Annotated in this window: 22 protein-coding genes; 11 read left to right on the forward strand and 11 right to left on the reverse strand. The window is 63.0% G+C overall.

Features of this window, described 5'->3' with window-relative positions; all coding sequences use genetic code 11:
* The first annotated feature begins 70 nt into the window (after window positions 1–70).
* Window positions 71–715, forward strand: coding sequence for a hypothetical protein (locus FHX14_RS23455; RefSeq protein WP_172643301.1), 645 nt, complete (start codon window positions 71–73; stop codon window positions 713–715).
* Window positions 716–1,443: 728 nt separating this feature from the next.
* Here the strand turns inward: FHX14_RS23455 and FHX14_RS23460 are convergent.
* The 7 genes from FHX14_RS23460 to FHX14_RS23490 form a co-directional block, all read right to left on the reverse strand.
* Window positions 1,444–2,133 carry an HAD family hydrolase gene (locus FHX14_RS23460; protein WP_184378972.1) on the reverse strand — a complete coding sequence of 230 codons (690 nt, stop codon included), beginning with the start codon at window positions 2,131–2,133 and terminating at the stop codon, window positions 1,444–1,446.
* 189 nt (window positions 2,134–2,322) lie between these two features.
* Window positions 2,323–2,625, reverse strand: coding sequence for a DNA-binding transcriptional regulator (locus tag FHX14_RS23465; RefSeq protein WP_012556837.1), 303 nt, complete (start codon window positions 2,623–2,625; stop codon window positions 2,323–2,325).
* Window positions 2,609–2,992 carry a type II toxin-antitoxin system RelE/ParE family toxin gene (locus FHX14_RS23470; RefSeq protein WP_348649266.1) on the reverse strand — a complete coding sequence of 128 codons (384 nt, stop codon included), beginning with the start codon at window positions 2,990–2,992 and terminating at the stop codon, window positions 2,609–2,611. The genes FHX14_RS23465 and FHX14_RS23470 overlap by 17 nt, the downstream gene beginning before the upstream one ends.
* 150 nt (window positions 2,993–3,142) lie before the next feature.
* A complete protein-coding gene (locus tag FHX14_RS23475; protein WP_184378976.1) occupies window positions 3,143–4,957 on the reverse strand; it encodes a methyl-accepting chemotaxis protein in 1,815 nt (604 codons plus the stop codon).
* Window positions 4,958–5,177: 220 nt separating this feature from the next.
* Window positions 5,178–5,621, reverse strand: coding sequence for a hypothetical protein (locus tag FHX14_RS23480; RefSeq protein WP_184378978.1), 444 nt, complete (start codon window positions 5,619–5,621; stop codon window positions 5,178–5,180).
* 9 nt (window positions 5,622–5,630) lie between these two features.
* Window positions 5,631–5,975 carry a hypothetical protein gene (locus FHX14_RS23485; RefSeq protein WP_003588042.1) on the reverse strand — a complete coding sequence of 115 codons (345 nt, stop codon included), beginning with the start codon at window positions 5,973–5,975 and terminating at the stop codon, window positions 5,631–5,633.
* Between the two features lie 52 nt (window positions 5,976–6,027).
* Window positions 6,028–6,600: a hypothetical protein gene (locus FHX14_RS23490; RefSeq protein WP_179611466.1), complete on the reverse strand. Its 573-nt coding sequence runs from the start codon at window positions 6,598–6,600 to the stop codon at window positions 6,028–6,030.
* 264 nt (window positions 6,601–6,864) lie between these two features.
* Between FHX14_RS23490 and FHX14_RS23495 the strand changes: the two genes are divergently transcribed.
* Both FHX14_RS23495 and FHX14_RS23500 read left to right on the forward strand, forming a co-directional pair.
* Window positions 6,865–7,077 (forward strand): hypothetical protein, encoded by a 213-nt coding sequence (locus FHX14_RS23495; RefSeq protein WP_184378980.1) that lies wholly within the window; start codon window positions 6,865–6,867, stop codon window positions 7,075–7,077.
* Between the two features lie 279 nt (window positions 7,078–7,356).
* Window positions 7,357–7,788, forward strand: coding sequence for a hypothetical protein (locus FHX14_RS23500; protein WP_003588038.1), 432 nt, complete (start codon window positions 7,357–7,359; stop codon window positions 7,786–7,788).
* Window positions 7,789–7,838: 50 nt separating this feature from the next.
* Here the strand turns inward: FHX14_RS23500 and FHX14_RS23505 are convergent, their stop codons facing one another.
* Complete coding sequence (locus FHX14_RS23505) at window positions 7,839–8,525, reverse strand: metalloregulator ArsR/SmtB family transcription factor (protein ID WP_184378982.1); 687 nt, start codon at window positions 8,523–8,525, stop codon at window positions 7,839–7,841.
* Between the two features lie 70 nt (window positions 8,526–8,595).
* Between FHX14_RS23505 and FHX14_RS23510 the strand changes: the two genes are divergently transcribed.
* From FHX14_RS23510 to FHX14_RS23520, 3 genes are all read left to right on the forward strand, one after another.
* Window positions 8,596–8,925 carry an NIPSNAP family protein gene (locus tag FHX14_RS23510; protein ID WP_012556844.1) on the forward strand — a complete coding sequence of 110 codons (330 nt, stop codon included), beginning with the start codon at window positions 8,596–8,598 and terminating at the stop codon, window positions 8,923–8,925.
* Entirely contained in the window at window positions 8,922–9,272 is a 351-nt protein-coding gene (locus tag FHX14_RS23515; protein WP_184378984.1) for an antibiotic biosynthesis monooxygenase, read from the forward strand. The genes FHX14_RS23510 and FHX14_RS23515 overlap by 4 nt, the downstream gene beginning before the upstream one ends.
* Window positions 9,273–9,396: 124 nt before the next feature.
* Window positions 9,397–10,539, forward strand: a complete 1,143-nt coding sequence (locus FHX14_RS23520) for a site-specific DNA-methyltransferase (RefSeq protein ID WP_184378986.1) — start codon at window positions 9,397–9,399, stop codon at window positions 10,537–10,539.
* Between the two features lie 99 nt (window positions 10,540–10,638).
* Here FHX14_RS23520 and FHX14_RS23525 read toward each other — a convergent pair whose 3' ends face one another.
* The 3 genes from FHX14_RS23525 to mutY are packed head-to-tail and all read right to left on the reverse strand — an operon-like array spanning window position 10,639 to window position 12,726.
* Window positions 10,639–11,004, reverse strand: a complete 366-nt coding sequence (locus FHX14_RS23525; protein ID WP_184378988.1) for a nuclear transport factor 2 family protein — start codon at window positions 11,002–11,004, stop codon at window positions 10,639–10,641.
* Window positions 11,005–11,008: 4 nt separating this feature from the next.
* Window positions 11,009–11,632: an HAD family phosphatase gene (locus FHX14_RS23530; protein WP_184378990.1), complete on the reverse strand. Its 624-nt coding sequence runs from the start codon at window positions 11,630–11,632 to the stop codon at window positions 11,009–11,011.
* Window positions 11,629–12,726, reverse strand: coding sequence for an A/G-specific adenine glycosylase (gene mutY, locus FHX14_RS23535; protein WP_184378992.1), 1,098 nt, complete (start codon window positions 12,724–12,726; stop codon window positions 11,629–11,631). The genes FHX14_RS23530 and mutY overlap by 4 nt, the downstream gene beginning before the upstream one ends.
* A gap of 108 nt (window positions 12,727–12,834) precedes the next feature.
* On the opposite strand from mutY, the gene FHX14_RS23540 reads away from it, so the two are divergent.
* The 5 genes from FHX14_RS23540 (at window position 12,835) to FHX14_RS23560 (ending at window position 18,700) form a co-directional block, all read left to right on the forward strand.
* On the forward strand, window positions 12,835–13,326 hold the full coding sequence (locus tag FHX14_RS23540; RefSeq protein WP_003588027.1) for a DUF721 domain-containing protein: 492 nt from the start codon (window positions 12,835–12,837) through the stop codon (window positions 13,324–13,326).
* A 102-nt stretch (window positions 13,327–13,428) separates the two neighbouring features.
* Entirely contained in the window at window positions 13,429–13,623 is a 195-nt protein-coding gene (locus tag FHX14_RS23545; protein WP_012556851.1) for a hypothetical protein, read from the forward strand.
* Window positions 13,624–13,626: 3 nt separating this feature from the next.
* On the forward strand, window positions 13,627–14,208 hold the full coding sequence (locus tag FHX14_RS23550) for a Fic family protein (RefSeq protein WP_184378993.1): 582 nt from the start codon (window positions 13,627–13,629) through the stop codon (window positions 14,206–14,208).
* 148 nt (window positions 14,209–14,356) lie between these two features.
* Entirely contained in the window at window positions 14,357–15,133 is a 777-nt protein-coding gene (locus FHX14_RS23555; RefSeq protein ID WP_184378995.1) for a DsbA family protein, read from the forward strand.
* Between the two features lie 105 nt (window positions 15,134–15,238).
* A complete protein-coding gene (locus FHX14_RS23560; protein WP_184378997.1) occupies window positions 15,239–18,700 on the forward strand; it encodes a chromosome segregation SMC family protein in 3,462 nt (1,153 codons plus the stop codon).
* The last annotated feature ends 20 nt before the right edge of the window (window positions 18,701–18,720 follow it).

Consider the following 18,720-nt stretch of genomic DNA (forward strand, 5'->3'; position numbering starts at 1 on the left):
CAAACCGTCATGAAAGGCCCCGCGCAAAAGACATGGGGCCTCCAAGAAACGCTTGTGCAAAGGGTGGAACATAGTGCTCGGCAAGGTCTCGCGTCTCATCGTCTCCGCTTCCATTCTTGCCCTGCTCGCCAGCTGCGATACGCTCGGCATCGGCGGCGACAGCAAGTCGGCGGCGCCGGCACAGCCAAACGGCACCGCCCAGATCATGCCGCTGGCGCCCGCCAACCCAACCTCGAACAATCCTTCGATCGGCACCGCCAAGACCGCGCAGGGCGCCGTCGCCCCCGTCGTCCAGGGCGCCTGCCCGCAGATCTTCATGCGCGATCAGGATGCGATCTTCCGCACCTATGCCAAGGGCAAGAAGGACGATGCGCAGCAGATCGTCTTCCAGGCTTCCTTCGGCGATTACACCCGCCAGTGCACGCTGAACGATACGAACCTGACGATGACGGTGGTTGCCCAGCTGCGCCTCATCACCGGCCCGGCCGGCGCCCCCGGCCCGGTGACGCTGCCGATCCGCGTCACCATCCTCGACGGCGAGAACGTGCTCTATTCCGAAGTCACCAAATTCCCGACCGAGATCCCGGCAGGCGCGCCGGGCACCCAGGTGATCTTCCGCAAGGACGGCATCAAAATGCCGGTCGGCGCCGGCGCCCTGGTGCGCGTCAACATCGGCTTCGACACCCAGGCGGCAAAGACCAAGAAGAACAGCTAAAGCCGCCCGCATGGTCCTCGGGTCAAGCCCGAGGACGACGGAGCGTGGGGGAGCGAGGGCGGCAGGTGCCGCAGACGCCGCGGTTTGTGGTAGTTGATGTTCGCCCGATTCCCACGCAAAACCGCCCGCGCATTTGCTGGAATTCTTCCAGACATCTCGCCTCTTGCCGGTCGCTCTCCCCACTCTCCGTCATACTCGGGCTTGACCCGAGTATCCACGCCACGAGCCCCCCGCTTGATTTCTGTTCGCGTCGCCTTGCCAATTCAACAGGAACGACGTGCTTGCGGCCATGGGTCCTCGGGTCAAGCCCGAGAACGACGGAGGGTGGGGGAGCGTGTGCGGCAAGGGCCGCAATGTGGGGTAATTTTCTTGGAGTTGCCGCCAGTGATATCCGCGATTCCCCGCAAAACCGCCCGCGCATTTGCTGGAATTCCTCCAGACATCTCGCCTCTTGCCGGTCGCTCTCCCCACTCTCCGTCATACTCGGGCTTGACCCGAGTATCCACGCCACGAGCCCCCCGCTTGATTTCTGTTCGCGTCGCCTTGCCAGTTCAACAGGAAACGACGTGCTTGCGGCCATGGGTCCTCGGGTCAAGCCCGAGAACGACGGAGGGTGGGGGAGCGTGTGCGGCAAGGGCCGCAAGTGTGCTGCGGATTATTGGAGTTGCCGCCTGTTATTTGCCCGGTTCCTGGCAAAAGGGCGGGTGCGATGGCCCAGCGCCTAAGGCCTAAAGCACGCCTTCCCAGGCCGCAAGCGCGGCGACGACACCAGGCAGGTCGTTCATGCGGGAGATCGCCGTTTCGGCGCCGGCATCGGTCAGCTTGTCGGCATGGGCGGGATAGCTGTGCGAGGCGCCGGTGAAGCCGATGACGCGCATGCCGGCGGCGCGCGCCGCATGCACGCCGTGCACGGAATCCTCGACGACGACCACCTTGTCGGGCGAGACACCCATCTGGCTTGCGCCGTGCAGGAAGATGTCGGGCTTCGGCTTGGCCCGGTCGGGGCCGAGATCCTTGGCGGAAAAGATATTGGGGGCAAACAGCGGCTTCAGCCCCACCTTGCCGAGCATCATGTCGAGCCGCTTGCTGCTCGAATTCGAGCAGATGCAGCGCTTCATCGAGAGCCTTGAGACGGCGAATTCGACGCCCGGAATGGCGTTGACGTCATTTGCCAGCCTGGTGTCGAGCAGTTGCTCGGACTTCTCAAGCAGCGAGGCCGAAAACGGAATGCTCGCTTCGCGCTCGATCTGCAGCAGGATGTTGCGCCATGTCATGCCGGCGAAACGTTCGCCCATTTCCTCGACGCCGATCGGATATCCGGCCTCCGTCAGAAGCGCGGATTCGACTTCTGCGGCGATGATTTCGGAATCGACGAGCACGCCGTCGCAATCGAAGATAATGAGATCGAAGCCGTTCATATGTTCACGCCTTGCTGGAAATCTGGGTCTTGTCCGGGGATGCAGCGGCTTTACACGATGCCCGCCCAAAGCTCAACCGGATCTCAAGCATGGCTGCGATGCGGCAAGCGACCGGCTCCGTGGTCGCTGCCGGATCGGCCGCTGTTGGTGCCGGCACAAGACGGACAATCCTTTCCGGTCAACAAGCTGCTATCGCAGCACTTCCAGCCCTTTTCGTTCGACAAGATCAAGGATCTTGATGGCCGTGCTGCTGGGCTTCTTCGTTCCCTGTTCCCATGCGGCAACGGTGATTTTCTTGACGTTGATGAACTCGGCAAACACCGCCTGGCTGACTTTGTTTGCGTTTCGAATCCTCTTGATTTCCTCGGGCGTATAGTCACGAAGGGGAGGGAGGCAAAGGGCGTCGAACTCCCTCATCGTCACATCGTCGACAAAGCCGGCTTCGTGCAGTCGCGCAGCAGACTTATGGACGTTCTTAAGAATCCTGCTCATGGCACTGGACCTCCAGTATCTGTCTCTTCTCGATCATCTCGGCAAGCGTCTTGTCATCGGCGCGCATGTAGATATCACATAGTTTTCGAAGGGCTTCCTTCTCTTTCCTGGTGATATTGTCCGTCTCATTCTTGGCGAAGCCGTATATGAAAATAAGCCTGTCGGCCTGACGATAGCCAACGATCGCCCGATAGCTTCCACGTTTGCCGCGCCCTGGAGCCGCCACTCGCTTCTTGAGAAGAAAGCCGCCCAATCTGGCATCGATCAATCCGGCTTCGATCTCCCTAGCGGCAGTGCACAACATGGCGTCGGTCACGTCGTAATCGTCGGCCCAGTCATCGAATTCCAAATCCTTCAGAATTCTCACCGGCAATTTATATATTACTCCGTGATATAGATATCAAGTCGGCGCGGCAGGTTCGGCGACCGCTGAGGAGGAGGGGATCGAGCGGCGAACGGCGATCATTTCAGACCGCCGAAATCGCAGGCGTGAACAATGGTGAGCGGAGAGAAGCCGTCACGCCGCCCGTCGTGCGAATTGCGTCGAAGCAGTCGCACGCAGCTTGAAGCGGGACACGAGTTCGCGCAGCTTGGCGGCTTCCTGAGCGAGATGGCCGGATGCGGCGGTCGATTGCTCGACCATTGCCGCATTCTGCTGGGTCACGTGATCCATCGAATTGACGGCGGTATTGACTTCGGCAAGGCCGGTCGACTGCTCTCTTGCCGATACGGCGATGGCATCCATGTGCTGGTTGATACGGGCGATCTGCTCGCTGATGGCGCTCAGAACCTGGCTGGTGTCGAGAACCAGCTTGACGCCGCTTTCCACTTCCACCGACGATTTCTGGATGTGGCCCTTGATTTCCTTGGCCGCCTGCGCCGAGCGTTGGGCGAGTTCGCGGACTTCCTGGGCAACGACGGCAAAGCCCTTGCCGGCTTCGCCGGCGCGCGCAGCTTCGACGCCGGCGTTCAGGGCCAGCAGGTTGGTCTGGAAGGCGATTTCGTCGATTACGCCGATGATGCTGGAGATCTGCTGCGACGAGGCCTCGATGCGGCGCATGGCCTCTTCGGCATGCGATACGACCTCCGCCGATTTGGCGGCATTGCGATTGGCGTCCGTCGCCTCGGTGCGCGCCTCGTCGGTGCGCTTGCTGGAGTTCGAGACATTGGCGGTGATCTGATCGAGCGCTGCGGCGGTTTGTTCGAGCGAGGCCGCCTGCTGTTCGGTGCGTTTCGACAGGTCGCCGGCCCCGGAGGCAATTTCCCTTGTGCCTTCGTCGATCGCGGCAATGGCCGTGGCGATGGCGCCGAGCGTCTGATCGAGCTGGCGGATCGACATGTTGAAATCATGCCGGAGGCTCTCGAAGTCGGGGGCAAAGGGCTCTTCGATCTGGAAGGCGAGATCGCCGGAGGCAAGCCGCTTCAGGCCGGCGGCAAGACCGGATGTTGCTGCCCGCAGCCGTTCGGCCGCATCTTCGTCCGCCTGCTTGCGAGCCGTGACCCGCTCGGTTTCGCCCTGCAGGCGAGCGGTTTCTGCATCCTGCTCGAGCTGCTTATTGGTAATCGCCGCCTGGCGGAAGATTTCGACAGCCGATGCCATCGTGCCGATTTCGTCAGTGCGGCCGATCCCGCTGCAGGCAATGGCGGTGTCACCGCCGGCGAGCCTTTGCATATCGTTGGAAAGCGAAAGGATCGGCTTGGTGACGGTTTTGCGGGTCAGGAAATAAAGGCCGAAGGCGAACAACGCGGCCGAGGCCAGAAGGGCTTTGAGAGTGATATCGACCGAGGCTTTGATGTCGGCGCTACGCTTGGAAATATCATCCGATACGGCGGTGATCTGATCGCCGGCCTGTTCCATGGCCGTTTCCAATGTCGAGAACTGCTGCATGAATTCCGGCAGCGCCTTCAACGCTGCCGCCGAATCCTTGCCCGCAAGATCGACCATCTTGGTGGCGCTGTCGACATAGACGAGAAGGGGCCGTTCGATGTCGGCAAGGACCGCTTTCGTTTTTGCGTCGGAGACAAGCGCCTTATTGGCGTCGATCATCTCGCGGAACGATGCCTCGTGCTCCGCCAGATCCGCCTTCACCGCGGCGGCGTCTATGCCTGCCGCCGGGTTGGATGCCAGCAGGGAGGCGAGCACGTCGGCGCGCAACGCGTCATGCATCATATCGGCCTGCATGTGGTTGCGCAGAATTTGCGCCGACTGAGCGACATCGGCGCTGTTGGCCGACAGGGTAGAGGCAGACCAGATGCCGACCCCTGTGGCCCCGCCCGCCAAGGCGAAAATCGCGATGCTTGCAATGATGATCTTATGCTGGATCGACGCCATGTCGGGGCTCTCACGTTAATGTAGAACCTGAGATTATCGGAACATGCTTAATGATTTCTCAGCGAGACCGCGCTAAGCCGCGTAAAAACAACAGGTTGTAGTGTTTGCCTCGTGCGATGAGCAGTTGAATGCGCTGGAGAAAGACGGGCTTTAAGCACCGGAGGCCATTGCGCCAAGGCCAAGGGCTCGCCCTTGCTTGCGTGAGGCGAGCCCATCTAACCTACTGTTCCGGCAGGATGATCTTCTGATTGGTGGTATTCTTGACCGGCTTCTCGCCGGGAACATGCGACATGGTGCGGGTCGTGCTTTCCAGCGAGCTGCCGTCGGTGCTGGTCTTCGTGCGGGACTTGCTGAACGTCCCCTTGTCGACGGCCTGCGCCTTGGTTTGTGCCTTGAGCTTGTCGCCATGATCGTTGAGATGGGTCTTGCTTTGCGCCTTGCCATCGATGGTGGCTGCACTTCCCCCCGATCCGATCGAGGAGGTCGTGCCGCCGTCGGTCCGGCAGGTGCCTGCGGTGCCGACCGAGCTCGCCGACGTGCCGCCGGCCGCAGCGCTTCCGCCCGTGCCGACGGTACCGGCCGCGTTGCAATCCTCTGCAGGAACCGCCGAACTCGAGGCGAGCAGCGCGATCGAGGCGGCTGCGATAAGATTGAGATGTTTCATCGTCCTCTCCTATTTCGTCGGTTTCGTCATTGAGCAGGTGCCGTCGGAACGTTTGGTGATGACGGTGCCGTCGGGTCTTGTGATGCTTGCCGTCGAAAAGCTGTCGACGCTTCCCGATCCCGCCGACGAGCCGGCGGAGGCGGATGAAGAGGAGGAACCGGCCGAGCCGCTGCCTGTTGTGGTCGACGAAGACACGTGCCCGTTGCCGGCCGTGACGGTGGTGGACATATCTCCCGCTTGGGACTGGACGATCGTGCATGTCGTTCCGTCGTCGAGCTTGATCTCCTCCGACATCGTCTGCCCGGCGATCAAGACCAGGCAAGTGCTGAGTGCGATTGTGGAAAGTTGGGTCATTGTCTTATCTCCAAGGGTTTGGCCGACGCCACAAAGGCGCCGGCCGATAGCGTCAGCAGCCCTTGGTGCCGGCGGCATCCTTCTTGACCTGGCCGGGCGCGCAGCCCTTCTTGCCCTTGCTGTCATGGGAGGTTCCAGCCGCACTGCCGCCGGTGCCGACGGTGCTGCCCGTCTTGTCGCCGTCCGCCGACGAGGCGCCGGTTCCGACACTCGAGGCCGAGTTCGCATCGCCCGATCCCGCGGCAGAACCGCCGGTGCCGACCGAGCTGCTCGAGGTGCCGCCGCCAGCCGAGGAACCGCCAGTGCCGAGCGTCGAAGCAGAACCCGAGCCGGAGCCTGAACCCGCGGCAGAGCCGCCGGTGCCGACAGTGCTGCTCGAGGTGCCGCCACCGGCCGACGAGCCGCCGGTGCCGACCGTCGAGGACGAGCCGGAATTGCAGTTGGTTGCGCCGGCGGGGCAGGTGCCCCCGGCAGAGCTGCCACCAGTACCAACCGTGCTGCTCGCAGTTCCGCCGCCAGCCGACGAACCGCCGGTGCCGACCGTGCTTGACGATTGCGCAAAGCCGGAAACGGCCGTGCCGGCCAGAAATGCCGCTGCCAAGGCGAGATGGGTTAGTTTCATCATGATGTATCCTCCGTTTGTTTTTGAGCGGCTATCGCATCCCGAGCGGATGAATAGCTGCCTGACAAACTTCGGTTCGGCCCCACTGTTCCTCCCTTAGGTCCTCAGTCGGAGGGGTGCCGGACCTTGGTCTGAGCGCTAACACGGGTTTTCATCGAGGGGCGCTTCCCGTCCGCCGGGCTCGTCCGAACACCCAGTATCCGGACACCATCCTCATTGCGGGCTCAAGGGCTTGAGCGTAGCATGCAAGGCAAGAGGAGAGGGACTATGAGGCTTTCAGCTCTTGTTCGATCGGTGGCAGCCGTAGCGCTGCTTTTTGCCTTCACATCCACCGACGTCACTGCCAAGGGCGGCAAGCACCACAGTTGTGCGCAGCTGCAGGCGATGATGGATCATGGGCTGACCGGCGGAAAACATGCCAGTGATGGTCCCGAGAGGCGGGCCAAGGTCGAAAAGAAGATGAGGAAGAAGGGCTGCTAGGCGGCAGGCAGTCCACGAAAGCCGGCGACGAATGCCGTCTGGCGGCCGACCGCTATGCCGAGATCAAAGACCGCTCGACCGGGACGTGCGCGTCAGGCTGTTGCCTCAAGCGAGGCGGGTGCGATTCGATGAAATCCGCGTGATCACCGGCCCATTCCAGCCCCGGGACTACCTTTGGCATTCTCACGCACTAGATGGCGCTCGGGGAAGAGGACGCCACCGCCGCCATGGGGAAGAGGAGAGGCGGCACGCCGAAGAACCGACCAAGAGGAAGCCTGCATGACGATCGAGGACATTATCGAAACCCTGGAAAAGACGGATATGCCCGACGGCCGGATCGACGCCTTCATCACCTGTGCCTTTTTGTTGAAGCAGCTCCGGCCGGCCGAGCCGAACGATTTCGACGGTCCCCATGATTACCTGCCGAGCAGCATCAAGTCGCAGCACGGCTTCCTGATGGCGCGGCCGTTCACCCACGACGTCAATCACGCCATCGATCTCTGCCGGGAGATCCGGCCGGATGCGGTCTGGCACCTTGCCCGCGGCCAGGCGTCTGACGATTGCCTTTACGGCGCGCAATTGCGCGAGATCGAGGAAGGCGAAAACGTGCTGGGTGAAGCCGAAAGCAATCACGCCGCACTGGCGCTCACACTCGCGGCGCTGCGGGCGCATGTGCGGCAGCAGGATGGGTGGAAGGCCGGGGGTCTATAGCCAGCACCAGCCGGAATGGCGCTGAATGGTTGTGCAGATCCGCAGCAAACCTATGCATCGATCGGAAAGAGCTTCAGAAACTGCCGGTCGCCTTCCGGGGTGAAGAGGACCGAGCGGCTTTCGGGCGTGCGCCGCGCCCAGCCCTTGTCGAGAAAGCTTGAAAGCAAGGCTTTCCCGAGGCTGCCGGCAAGATGGGCGCGCCTTTCGCTCCAGTCGAGGCAGGAGCGGCAGAGCGGGCGGCGCGAGGATCGGAGGTCGCCGACATCGATGCCGATGCATTTGAGGTTGTTTTCGCCCTTATCGGTCAGCGACAGCCCGTCTCCGACCGCGTCGATCGAGCCTGAGGCGATCAGGCTGTCGAGCATGCGCACGCCGTAATCGCCGGCCAAATGATCGTAACAGATGCGCGCCTTGCGCAGTGCCGGCTCTTTCGGCCCCGGCTGATGACGCAGATGCCCGCGTCCAGCGGCAAATCCCATCATGCTTTCGATCAGCCGGGCAACGGCCTCGTCGGCCAAGGTGAAATAGCGGTGACGCCCCTGCTTGCGCTGGGCAAGCAGCCCGCCGGCTTCGAGCTTGGCAAGATGCGTGCTCGCCGTCTGCACGGTGATGCCGCCGACGCCGGCAAGCTCGGTCGCCGTCAGCGCCCGCCCGCCCGTCAGCGCCGCCAGCATGTTGGCGCGGGCGGGATCGCCGATGAGCGCGCCGATCTGCGCAATGTCAGGACCTTCCTTCATACTTCGATCGTAACCGAAGCATCGCCGTCAGGCAATGTGCGAAAAGGATGGAGAGCACAAGGAGAAACCGATGATTACCTGCTTTATCCGCTACGAGATCGACCCTTTCAAGAAGGAGGCTTTTGCCGAATATGCCCGCAACTGGGGCCAGGCGATCCCCAGGAATGGCGCCGACCTGATCGGTTATTTCGGCCCGCATGAGGGATCAGCGACGACGGCCTACGGCGTCTACAACATCGAAAGCCTCGCCGCCTACGAAGCCTATCGCGCCCGATTGGCCGCCGACCCGCTCGGCCGTGAGAATTATGAATTTTCCAGGCGCGAGCGTTTCATCCTCAAGGAGGATCGCATCTTCCTGAAGAGCGTCTCCGCCCCTCACGCCAAGCTGGTGCTGCCATGATCGCCGTCATCTTCGAAGTCGTGCCCTATATGGGCGAGCGCCATAAATATCTCGACCTCGCCGGAGAGTTGCGATCAGAGCTCGAAAAGATCGACGGCTTCATCTCGATCGAGCGTTTCGAGAGCCTGACGAACCGCGGCAAGCTGCTGTCGCTCTCCTTCTTCCGCGACGAGGAGGCGGTCAAAAAATGGCGCAACCTCGAAGCCCATAGGGCCGCCCAGCAAGCCGGCCGCGGCGGAATCTTCGCCGACTATCGCCTGCGCATCGCCAGCGTCGTACGCGATTACGGCATGTTCGAACGCGACGAGGCGCCGGAGGACAGCCGCAGCGTTCACGATGCGGCGTGAGGAGGGGCAGCGGCGATACCGTCCGCAATAAATTCCCGAATTCAACCACCGCTTCAGGCTTTGGTAACTAAGTTGGGTAACCATAACGGAGAGTTAAGCGTCAAGCGTATGAGTGAGTATCAGAATGGCATCAGTTTTTCCGCTTGCCGACCTCAAGGCTTCCATCAGGTCGGATTCCCGGCCGGGGTCTTGGGTCGACACGATCATCAAGGGTGATTGCGTCAGTGCCCTTGAGGCTTTGCCGACCCACTCCGTCGATATCATCTTTGCCGATCCGCCGTATAACCTCCAGCTCGGCGGAACGCTGCACCGTCCCGACCAGTCGCTGGTCGATGCCGTCGATGACGAATGGGATCAGTTCGCTTCCTTCGAAGCCTATGACGCCTTCACCCGCGCCTGGCTGCTCGCCTGCCGGCGGGTGTTGAAGCCGACGGGTTCGATCTGGGTGATCGGCTCCTATCACAATATCTTCCGCGTCGGCGCCACGCTGCAGGATCTGAACTTCTGGATCCTCAACGACATCATCTGGCGCAAGACCAATCCGATGCCGAATTTCAAGGGCCGCCGTTTCCAGAACGCCCATGAGACGATGATCTGGGCAAGCCCCAATGCCAAGGCCAAGGGCTATACCTTCAATTACGATGCGATGAAGGCCGCCAATGACGACGTGCAGATGCGCTCCGACTGGCTGTTCCCGATCTGCAACGGCAATGAGCGATTGAAGGGCGAGGACGGCAAGAAGGTGCATCCGACGCAGAAGCCTGAAGCCTTGCTTGCCCGCGTCATCATGGCCTCGACCAAACCAGGCGATATCGTCCTCGACCCCTTCTTCGGTTCGGGAACGACGGGTGCCGTCGCCAAGCGTCTCTGCCGTCACTTCGTCGGCATCGAGCGCGAACAGGACTATATCGATGCGGCTTCGGCCCGCATCGCCGCCGTCGAGCCGCTGGGGAAGGCGGAACTGACCGTCATGACCGGCAAGAAGGCCGAGGTTCGCGTCGCCTTCAACGTGCTGGTCGAAAGCGGCCTGATCAAGCCCGGCCAAGTGCTGACCGATGCCAAACGCCGTTATAGCGCCATCGTGCGCGCCGACGGCACCGTGGCTTCAGGCGGCGACGCCGGCTCCATTCATCGTCTCGGCGCCAAGGTGCAGGGTCTCGATGCTTGCAACGGATGGACCTTCTGGCATTTCGAAGACGGGCAGTCCCTGCGCCCGATCGACGATCTCAGGTCCGTCATCCGCAGTGATCTGGCAAAAGTGGAGTGAGCACCACTTTCGGCGGATCGAAATAGCTTCTTCCGGTTTCCTCCAGTTGCGGAAGAAGGCCAAGGCGCCCGGGGCTCGAACCCCGGGCGTCTTCTATTTTCAGAAGTCTTTGTAGTCGGTGACATCGACGCAGATGATGCGGCCTTCTTCGTTGAAGGTGATTGTCTCCTCGCCCTCGCGGATCAGCACCTTGCCCGTCTTGCTGTGGGTGGCGCGAAGCGACCAGACGGCCCGGCCGGACAGCGGCGTCAGGGTCTCCACCAGCGAATTTTCCGCCGTCTGATCGGGATAATCGTCGAAATATTTCCGGAAGGCGGCCATGATCTCGGTCCGCCCCGCAAGGCTGCCGACGCCGTTCGAGACATAGGCGGCATCCTCGGCGAAATAGGCCTCGATGGCGGCGAAGTCGAGGGCGTTGATGGCGGCGTGAAAGCGGTCGATTTCCTCGGCGGGATCGAAAGCCATGGCTTCAAACCTTCAGGCCGTAAGCGGCAAGATCGCTGCGCAGCTTGTCCGCGCCAGAGAAAAGCACGGCGTTCCAGCCGAATTCCTTGGCGCCTTCGACATTAACCGGCGCATCGTCGATGAAGATCGTCGCCTTGGGATCGAGGCCGAAGCTTTTCGTGTGGGTCTCGTAGATCGCCAGATCCGGCTTGATCAGGCCGACATCGCCGGAGACGGTGACGCCGCGCGGTTTGGTGAGGAAGGGGAAACGCGCCTGCGCCTCCCGGAAGGTGTCGGAGGCGAAGTTGGTGAGCATCGTCACATCGCGCCCTTCGGCAATCAGCCCTTCCATGATTGCGACGCTGTCCTCATAGGCGTGCGGCACCATCTCGTGCCAGTATTTGCGGAAGGCGCGGATATGCTCTTCGCGGGCCGGGTGTTCGGCAATCAGCAGCGCTTCGGCCTCCGCCCAGGTGCGGCCGCGGTCCTGCTCGATGTTCCAGTCATGGGTGCAGATATTGGCGAAGAACCAGTTGCGCTCCGTCTCGTCGGGAATGAGGCGGGCGAAGGCAAGATGCGGATCGTAATGAATAAGGACTTTGCCGATATCGAAAACGATATGTTTTATCTCAGTCGTAGTCATGGTCATCCCTTGGATGTTTTGAACGCGAGAGGAATAGCCGCTGCGATCGCTTTTTTCATGATGGTCGGCAGTGCCTGCGCTTCAAGATTTGTAACCGGCTCCCACCATCCGTCATTCGGGCGGTCATCCACCTTGCCGGCGATCGCCGTGCGCCAGATCGACAGCCGGAGTTCGAAATGGGTGAAGACATGGATGACGGTGCCGCAGGCCTGCCATGCCGCCTCGAACGGCGCGGCCGCAGCCGAGGTCTCGCCGTCGAGCCGCGCCGTCCAGGCCGTTGTCGGCACCTCGGTCATGCCGCCGAGCAGGCCGCTTTCGGCGCGCCGCCTGAGCAGGATCTCGCCGTCGGCGGTGACCGCGACGAAGGCCGCACCCTGCCGCACCGGCTTCTCCTTCTTCGCCGCCTTGACCGGATAGAGTTCGGGATCGGAAAGTTTCAGCGCCGCGCAGGCGCCGCGGAACGGACAGAGCGAACAGGCCGGCCGCTTCGGCGTGCAGATCGTCGCCCCGAGATCCATCATCGCCTGGGCGAAATCGCCGGGCCGCGTCGCCGGTGTCAGCCGCGCCACCTTTTCCTTCATCAGCGGCTTTCCCGCGGGAAGCGGCGTTTCGATCGCATAAAGCCTGGAGATCACCCGCTCGACATTGCCGTCCATCACAGCCGCCTGCCGGTTGAAGGCGATGGCGGCGACGGCCGCCGCCGTATAATCGCCGATGCCAGGCAGCGACTTCAGCCCTTCCTCAGTATCGGGAAAGACGCCGCCATGCTCTTTCGCCACCGCCTCGGCGCATTTCTTCAGGTTGCGGGCCCGCGCGTAATAGCCGAGCCCGGCCCAGGCCGCCATCACGGCATCGTTTTCGGCAGCGGCAAGATCGGTGACCTCAGGCCAGCGCTGCAGAAACTTGGCGAAATAGGGTTTGACCGCCTGCACCGTCGTCTGCTGCAGCATCACCTCCGAAAGCCAGACGCGATAGGGATCGGGTTTGACGCCGCCGGCCGCCATGCCAGGCGAGATGCGCCAGGGCAGATCGCGGTGGTGGCGGTCGTACCAGTCGAGCAGGGGCTTTGCGGTGGGCGTGTCGGGTGTCGTGATCGTCATGGTTTGCCGGGATCGGGGGAAGTGCCTATACTTGGCGAAGCAATGCCGCGCGATCAAGCCGGTGATGCGAATTGCCTGTGCGATTGGCAGGGGCGTCCAAGGGTTTCGATGAGTTATCCACGCAAAGGTGCAAAGCAGATTTCCGAGCTGGCGAACGGGCTGATCGATCCCGTCCTGGCGCGCCGCGCCGGCATCAACACGGCGCTGCTCGGCTCGTGGAGCGAAATCGCCGGCGAGGATTTCGCCGATTGCACCCGGCCGGAAAAGATCGCCTGGGCCCGCGGCGGCAATGAGGACGGCGGCTTCCGCCCCGGCGTGCTGACGATCGCCTGCGAAGGCGCACGCGCACTTTTCCTCACCCATGCCCAGGGCGAACTCATCCAGCGCATCAACAGCTTCTTCGGCTTCGCCGCCGTCCACCAGATCCGCATCGTCCAAAAGCCGGTCTCCCAAGCCGCCCGCCGCTCCCGCACCCCGCCGCCGCTGAAAGGCGAAGCCGCCCGCAGGCTCGAAGGCATGATGGAGGGCATAGAGGGCGACAAGCTGCGCCAGGCGATCCAGCGTCTGGGGACCGCGGTGATGGGCAAGCGGGGACGGTGATCCGATTGCCTATCTGTATCTTGCACGCAGTGATCCCGGCGTCCAAATCATACGAATTCCTTTTGCGAGTCTGCATGAGGTCGTGCTACGTTCTGACTCACGATGAGCAAAAAGCCCAAGTTGACCCGCAATGCCAATACCGGTCGCCTGACCCAGGCACGTGCCGAAAAAATCAGTGCGGTCGAAGGCCTAGTGCTCAGCCCGCGCATGCGTAAGCTCCTCGCCGAGACTGCAGACCAGCCGACAGAAGAGCGCCGTCAAGCGATCCGCGCGCAGTTTCTCCGCAAGTCTGCCTAAACGTTGGTCTATACGGCCGAACACGACCCACTCTGTTATCCGGGCACGCCTGTGCTCCTCAACAAACTGGACCTCACGGACCAGAAGGATCTCGATGAGTTCGAAACAGCGATGTTCGTGCTCCGCTCGGATGAGCCTTGGCCGGAGGGCGATCTGGATGTCACTCACTATCTCACCCTACATCAGCATCTGTTCCAGGATGTTTACGATTGGGCTGGCGAGATACGCACCATCCGTATTGGCAAAGGCGGCAACTGGTTCTGCTATCCTGAATTCATTGCGCACGAACTGAGTCGGATTTTTCAGGAGTTGGCCCAGGCGAACTATTTCCAAGGACTGACACAGGCAGACTTTGCAATTCAAGCCGCGCACCTCCTCGCCGAGATCAACGCCATCCACCCTTTCCGTGAGGGCAACGGCCGCACCCAATTGACCTTTCTCGCTCTTCTGGCCGAGCGTGCTGGTCTGCCGTTCAATGCCGACGTGCTTGATCGCGACCGTGTCATCGAGGCCATGATCGAGAGCTTTGCAGGCTCCGAGCAGCCACTGGCGACGCTGATCCTCGACATCATCACCGAACCTTGATGCGCAAGCCGACCGATCGCAATTTTGTCGGGCGGTCCCATCACGGTCACAATTCTTTGAAGGAAGTTGGTGAACCGTGGCTTGTGAGCGGCCGCCAGCCGTTATATCGCACAGTCATGCCGTCAATCTCATTGCTTATGGGGAACCCATGCAGATGTCCGAAATGCAACTGACGAAACGCCGCCTCCTGGGTGGGATCGCCATCGCCGCAGCTGCCGCAGCGCTTGCCGCCTGCAACGACAGCAAGGACGCTGCCGATGCAACGTCTTCCGGCAAGACCATGGCCGACGGCACCAATGTCGATACCATGCAGACGGCGGCGACATCGCCGACCGAAATGCCGCAGTCCGACGGCGATGTCGACATGGCCGAAGTGCTGAAGCCCGGCGCTCTGCCGGAGATGGCGCTGGGTAAGGCCGATGCCCCGGTCAAGATCGTCGAATATATGTCGATGACCTGCCCGCATTGCGCCCATTTCCACAACACGACTTTCGATGCCATCAAGCAGAAATATGTCGACGCCGGCAAGGTGCAGTTCATCATCCGCGAATTCCCCTTCGATCCGCGCGCCGCCGCCGCCTTCATGCTCGCCCGCTGCAGCGCTTCCAATCCGGAGCAGCTGAGCACGCCGGAACAGTATTTCCCGATGGTCTCCATGCTGTTCAAGCAGCAGCAGGTCTGGGCCGCCGCCGATGATGGCCGCGCCGCACTGCTGCAGATGTCGAAGCTTGCCGGATTTACTGAGGATAGCTTCACGAAATGCTTGACGAACCAGAAGCTTCTGGATGAAGTGAACGCCACGCGGGAAAGAGGTTCCAAGGATTTCGGCGTCAACGCCACGCCGACGTTCCTCATCAATGGCAAGCGCTACTCTGGAGACATGCCGGTTGAAACCTTGTCGGCGCTCATCGACAGCCTCATCTGAACCGGATCGTTTCGAAACGACGGGCGACGGCGAAAGCCGTGCGCCCGTTTTTTTGTCGCTGCTTAATTGCAAGAAGCACTCCGCCCGCCGCTTCGGAGCTTCTGCATGAAGTTCAACAAGCTGCGCCTGGTCGGCTTCAAATCCTTCGTCGAGCCGACGGAATTCATCATCGAGCGGGGGCTGACCGGCGTCGTCGGCCCGAACGGCTGCGGCAAGTCCAACCTCGTCGAGGCGCTGCGCTGGGTGATGGGCGAGAATTCCTATAAGAACATGCGCGCCTCGGGCATGGACGACGTGATCTTTTCCGGCTCCGGAAACCGCCCGGCCCGCAACACCGCCGAGGTGGCGCTTTATCTCGACAATGCGACGCGCACCGCGCCCGCCGCCTTCAACGACAGCGACGAGATCCAGGTCACCCGCCGTATCGAGCGTGAGCAGGGTTCGCTCTATCGCATCAACGGCAAGGAAAGCCGCGCCAAGGACGTGCAGCTGCTGTTTGCCGATGCCTCCACCGGCGCCCGTTCGCCCTCGATGGTCGGCCAAGGCCGCATCGGCGAGCTGATCCAGGCAAAACCGCAGGCCCGTCGCCAGCTCTTGGAAGAGGCAGCCGGCATCTCCGGCCTGCATTCCCGCCGCCACGAGGCCGAACTGCGGCTGCGCGCCGCCGAAGGCAATCTCGAGCGTCTCGACGACGTCACCTCGCAGCTCGAAAGCCAGATCGAGAGCCTGAAGCGCCAGGCCCGCCAGGCCAACCGCTTCAAGACGCTGTCTGCCGATATCCGCGCCCGCGAGGCGATGCTGCTGCATATCCGCTGGGTGCAGGCCAAGGAGGCCGAGGCCGAGGCCGACAGCGCGCTGAACCAGGCGACATCAGTCGTTGCCGAAAAGGCGCAGATGCAGATGGAGGCAGCGAAGAACCAAGGCATCGCCAGCCTGAAGCTGCCGGAACTGCGCGAGGGCGAGGCGCGTGCCGCCGCCGCGCTGCAGCGCCTGCAGATCGCCCGAAGCCAGCTGGAGGAAGATGCCGGCCGCATCCTGCGCCGCCGCGACGAGCTGACCCGCCGTCTCGCCCAGCTTGGCGAGGATATTCGCCGCGAGGAGCGGCTGGTCGCCGACAATGCCGTTATCCTGGCAAGGCTGGACGCCGAAGAAGCCGAGATTGCGGAAGTCCTGGCCGATTCCGGCCGTTATGCCGAGGAAACCCGCGAGGCCTTTGAGGAAGCCGCCGCAAAACTTGCCGACAGCGAGCGCATTTTTACCGCGCTGACCGCCGAACGCGCCGAAGCCGCTGCCGGCCGCAACCAGCTGGAACGCGCCATCCGCGATCTCGCCGATCGCCGCATGCGCCTCGAGCGCCAGATGGACGAGGCCAACCACGAACTCGCAGCCATCGGCGACAAGATTGCCGGCCTGCCTGACCCGGATGAAAAACGCGCCGTCGTCGAGGCCGGCGAGATCGCCCTTGCCGACGCCGAGGCCGCCGTCCAGGTGGTGGAGCAGGCGCTGGCCGCTGCCCGCCAGACCGAGGCGCTGTCACGCGCCCCGGTCGACCAGGCCCGCGCCAGCCTCAATGCGCTGGAAACCGAGGCGCGCACCATTTCCCGCATGCTCGCCGCCGGTGCCGCGGCCGGGAAATTTTCCCCCGTTGCCGAAGAGCTGAAGGTCGATCGTGGCTTCGAAACCGCGCTCGGTGCCGCCCTCGGCGATGATCTGGAGTCACCGCTTGCTGCCGAGGCGCCGGCCCATTGGTCGGAGAATGGCGATGGTTCCGGCGATCCCGCCCTTCCCGAAGGCGTCACACCGCTGCTCGGCCATATCAGCGCGCCCTCAGCACTCACCCGCCGCCTGCGCCAGATCGGCCTGGTCGCCGTAGGCGATGCGGAGCGCCTGATGGCGGCGCTGCAGCCCGGCCAGCGGCTGGTGACGAAAGAGGGCGCCGTCTATCGCTGGGACGGCCATGTCACCGGCGCCGACGCGCCGAGTGCGGCCGCCCTTCGCCTTGCCCAGAAGAACCGCCTGGCCGAACTCGAAGGCGAGGCGGCGCTTGCCCGCGATGTGCTCGTCGAAGCCGAAGAGCGGCAGGCGGCCGCCACTGATGCGATCCGCGGCGAGGAGCGCCGGCTTGCCGAGGCCCGCGACATGAGCCGGCTTTCGGCCCGGCATCTCGCCGAGGCGCGCGAAGCGCTTGTCGCGGCCGAGCGTGCCTCCGGCGATCTCATCCGCCGCCGCGATGTCGTCAGCGAGGCGGTCAGCCAGCTGGGCGCCCAGATGGAGGAGATCGGCGTCCAGGAAGAGAATGCCCGTATCGAGCTGGAGGATGCGCCCGATCTGACCGCGATCGACGAGCGGCTGCGCTTCCAGCAGGCGGAGGTCGCGACCGATCGCGGCGCACTGGCCGAAAGCCGCGCCCGCCACGAAAGCCTGGCGCGAGAAAACGAGGCCCGCCAACGCCGCATCATGGCGATCGGCCAGGAGCGCGAGACCTGGCGCCAGCGGGCGCTAAGCGGCGAGGACCAGGTCGCGACGCTGCGCGAGCGCGAGGAAGAGGCGCGCGAAGAGGCGGCCGAACTCGAAATGGCGCCGGATGAATTCGACGACAAGCGCCGCGCTCTGCTCAGCGAATTGCAGAAGGCCGAGGAGGCGCGCCGCAACGCCGGCGATCTCTTGGCCGAGGCCGAACGCATCCAGCGCGAGGCCGATCATCAGGCGGCAACCGCCCTTTCCGAGCTTGCCGAGTGCCGCGAACGCCGCGGCCGCGCCGAGGAGCGCCTGGTTTCGGCCCGCGAGAAGCGCCAGGAAAGCGAAGGCCGCATCCGCGAAGTGCTGAACGTCGCGCCGCACGAGGCGCTGCAACTGACCGGGCGCCCGGCCATGCAGGCGCTTCCCGATCCGCGCGAGGTCGAGCGCGAGCTCGAGCGTCTGCGGATCGAGCGCGAGCGGCTCGGCGCCGTCAACCTGCGCGCCGATGAGGAACAGAAGGAGCTGAGCGAGAAGCTCGAGGCGCTGATCAGGGAACGTGACGACGTCATCGATGCGATCCGCAAGCTGCGCGGCGCCATCCAGAGCCTCAACCGCGAGGGCCGCGAACGGCTGATCGCCGCCTTCGACATCGTCAACGCCCAGTTCCAGCGGCTGTTCACCCATCTTTTCGGCGGCGGCACCGCCGAGCTGCAGCTGATCGAATCCGACGATCCGCTGGAGGCCGGCCTCGAAATCCTGGCCCGGCCGCCCGGCAAGAAGCCGCAGACCATGACGCTGCTCTCGGGCGGCGAGCAGGCGCTGACGGCGATGGCGCTGATCTTTGCCGTCTTCCTCACCAATCCGGCGCCGATCTGCGTGCTCGACGAAGTCGACGCACCGCTCGACGACCATAATGTCGAGCGCTACTGCAACCTGATGGACGAAATGGCGGCCTCCACCGAAACCCGCTTCGTCATCATCACCCACAATCCGATTACCATGGCCCGCATGAACCGCCTCTTCGGCGTCACCATGGCCGAGCAGGGCGTCTCCACCCTCGTCTCCGTCGACCTGCAGACCGCCGAACGCTTGCGGGAGATTGCCTGAGGTTGCCCATTTAGGGCGCC

The organism is Rhizobium sp. BK619, from assembly GCF_014195245.1.
Lineage (GTDB): Bacteria > Pseudomonadota > Alphaproteobacteria > Rhizobiales > Rhizobiaceae > Rhizobium > Rhizobium acidisoli.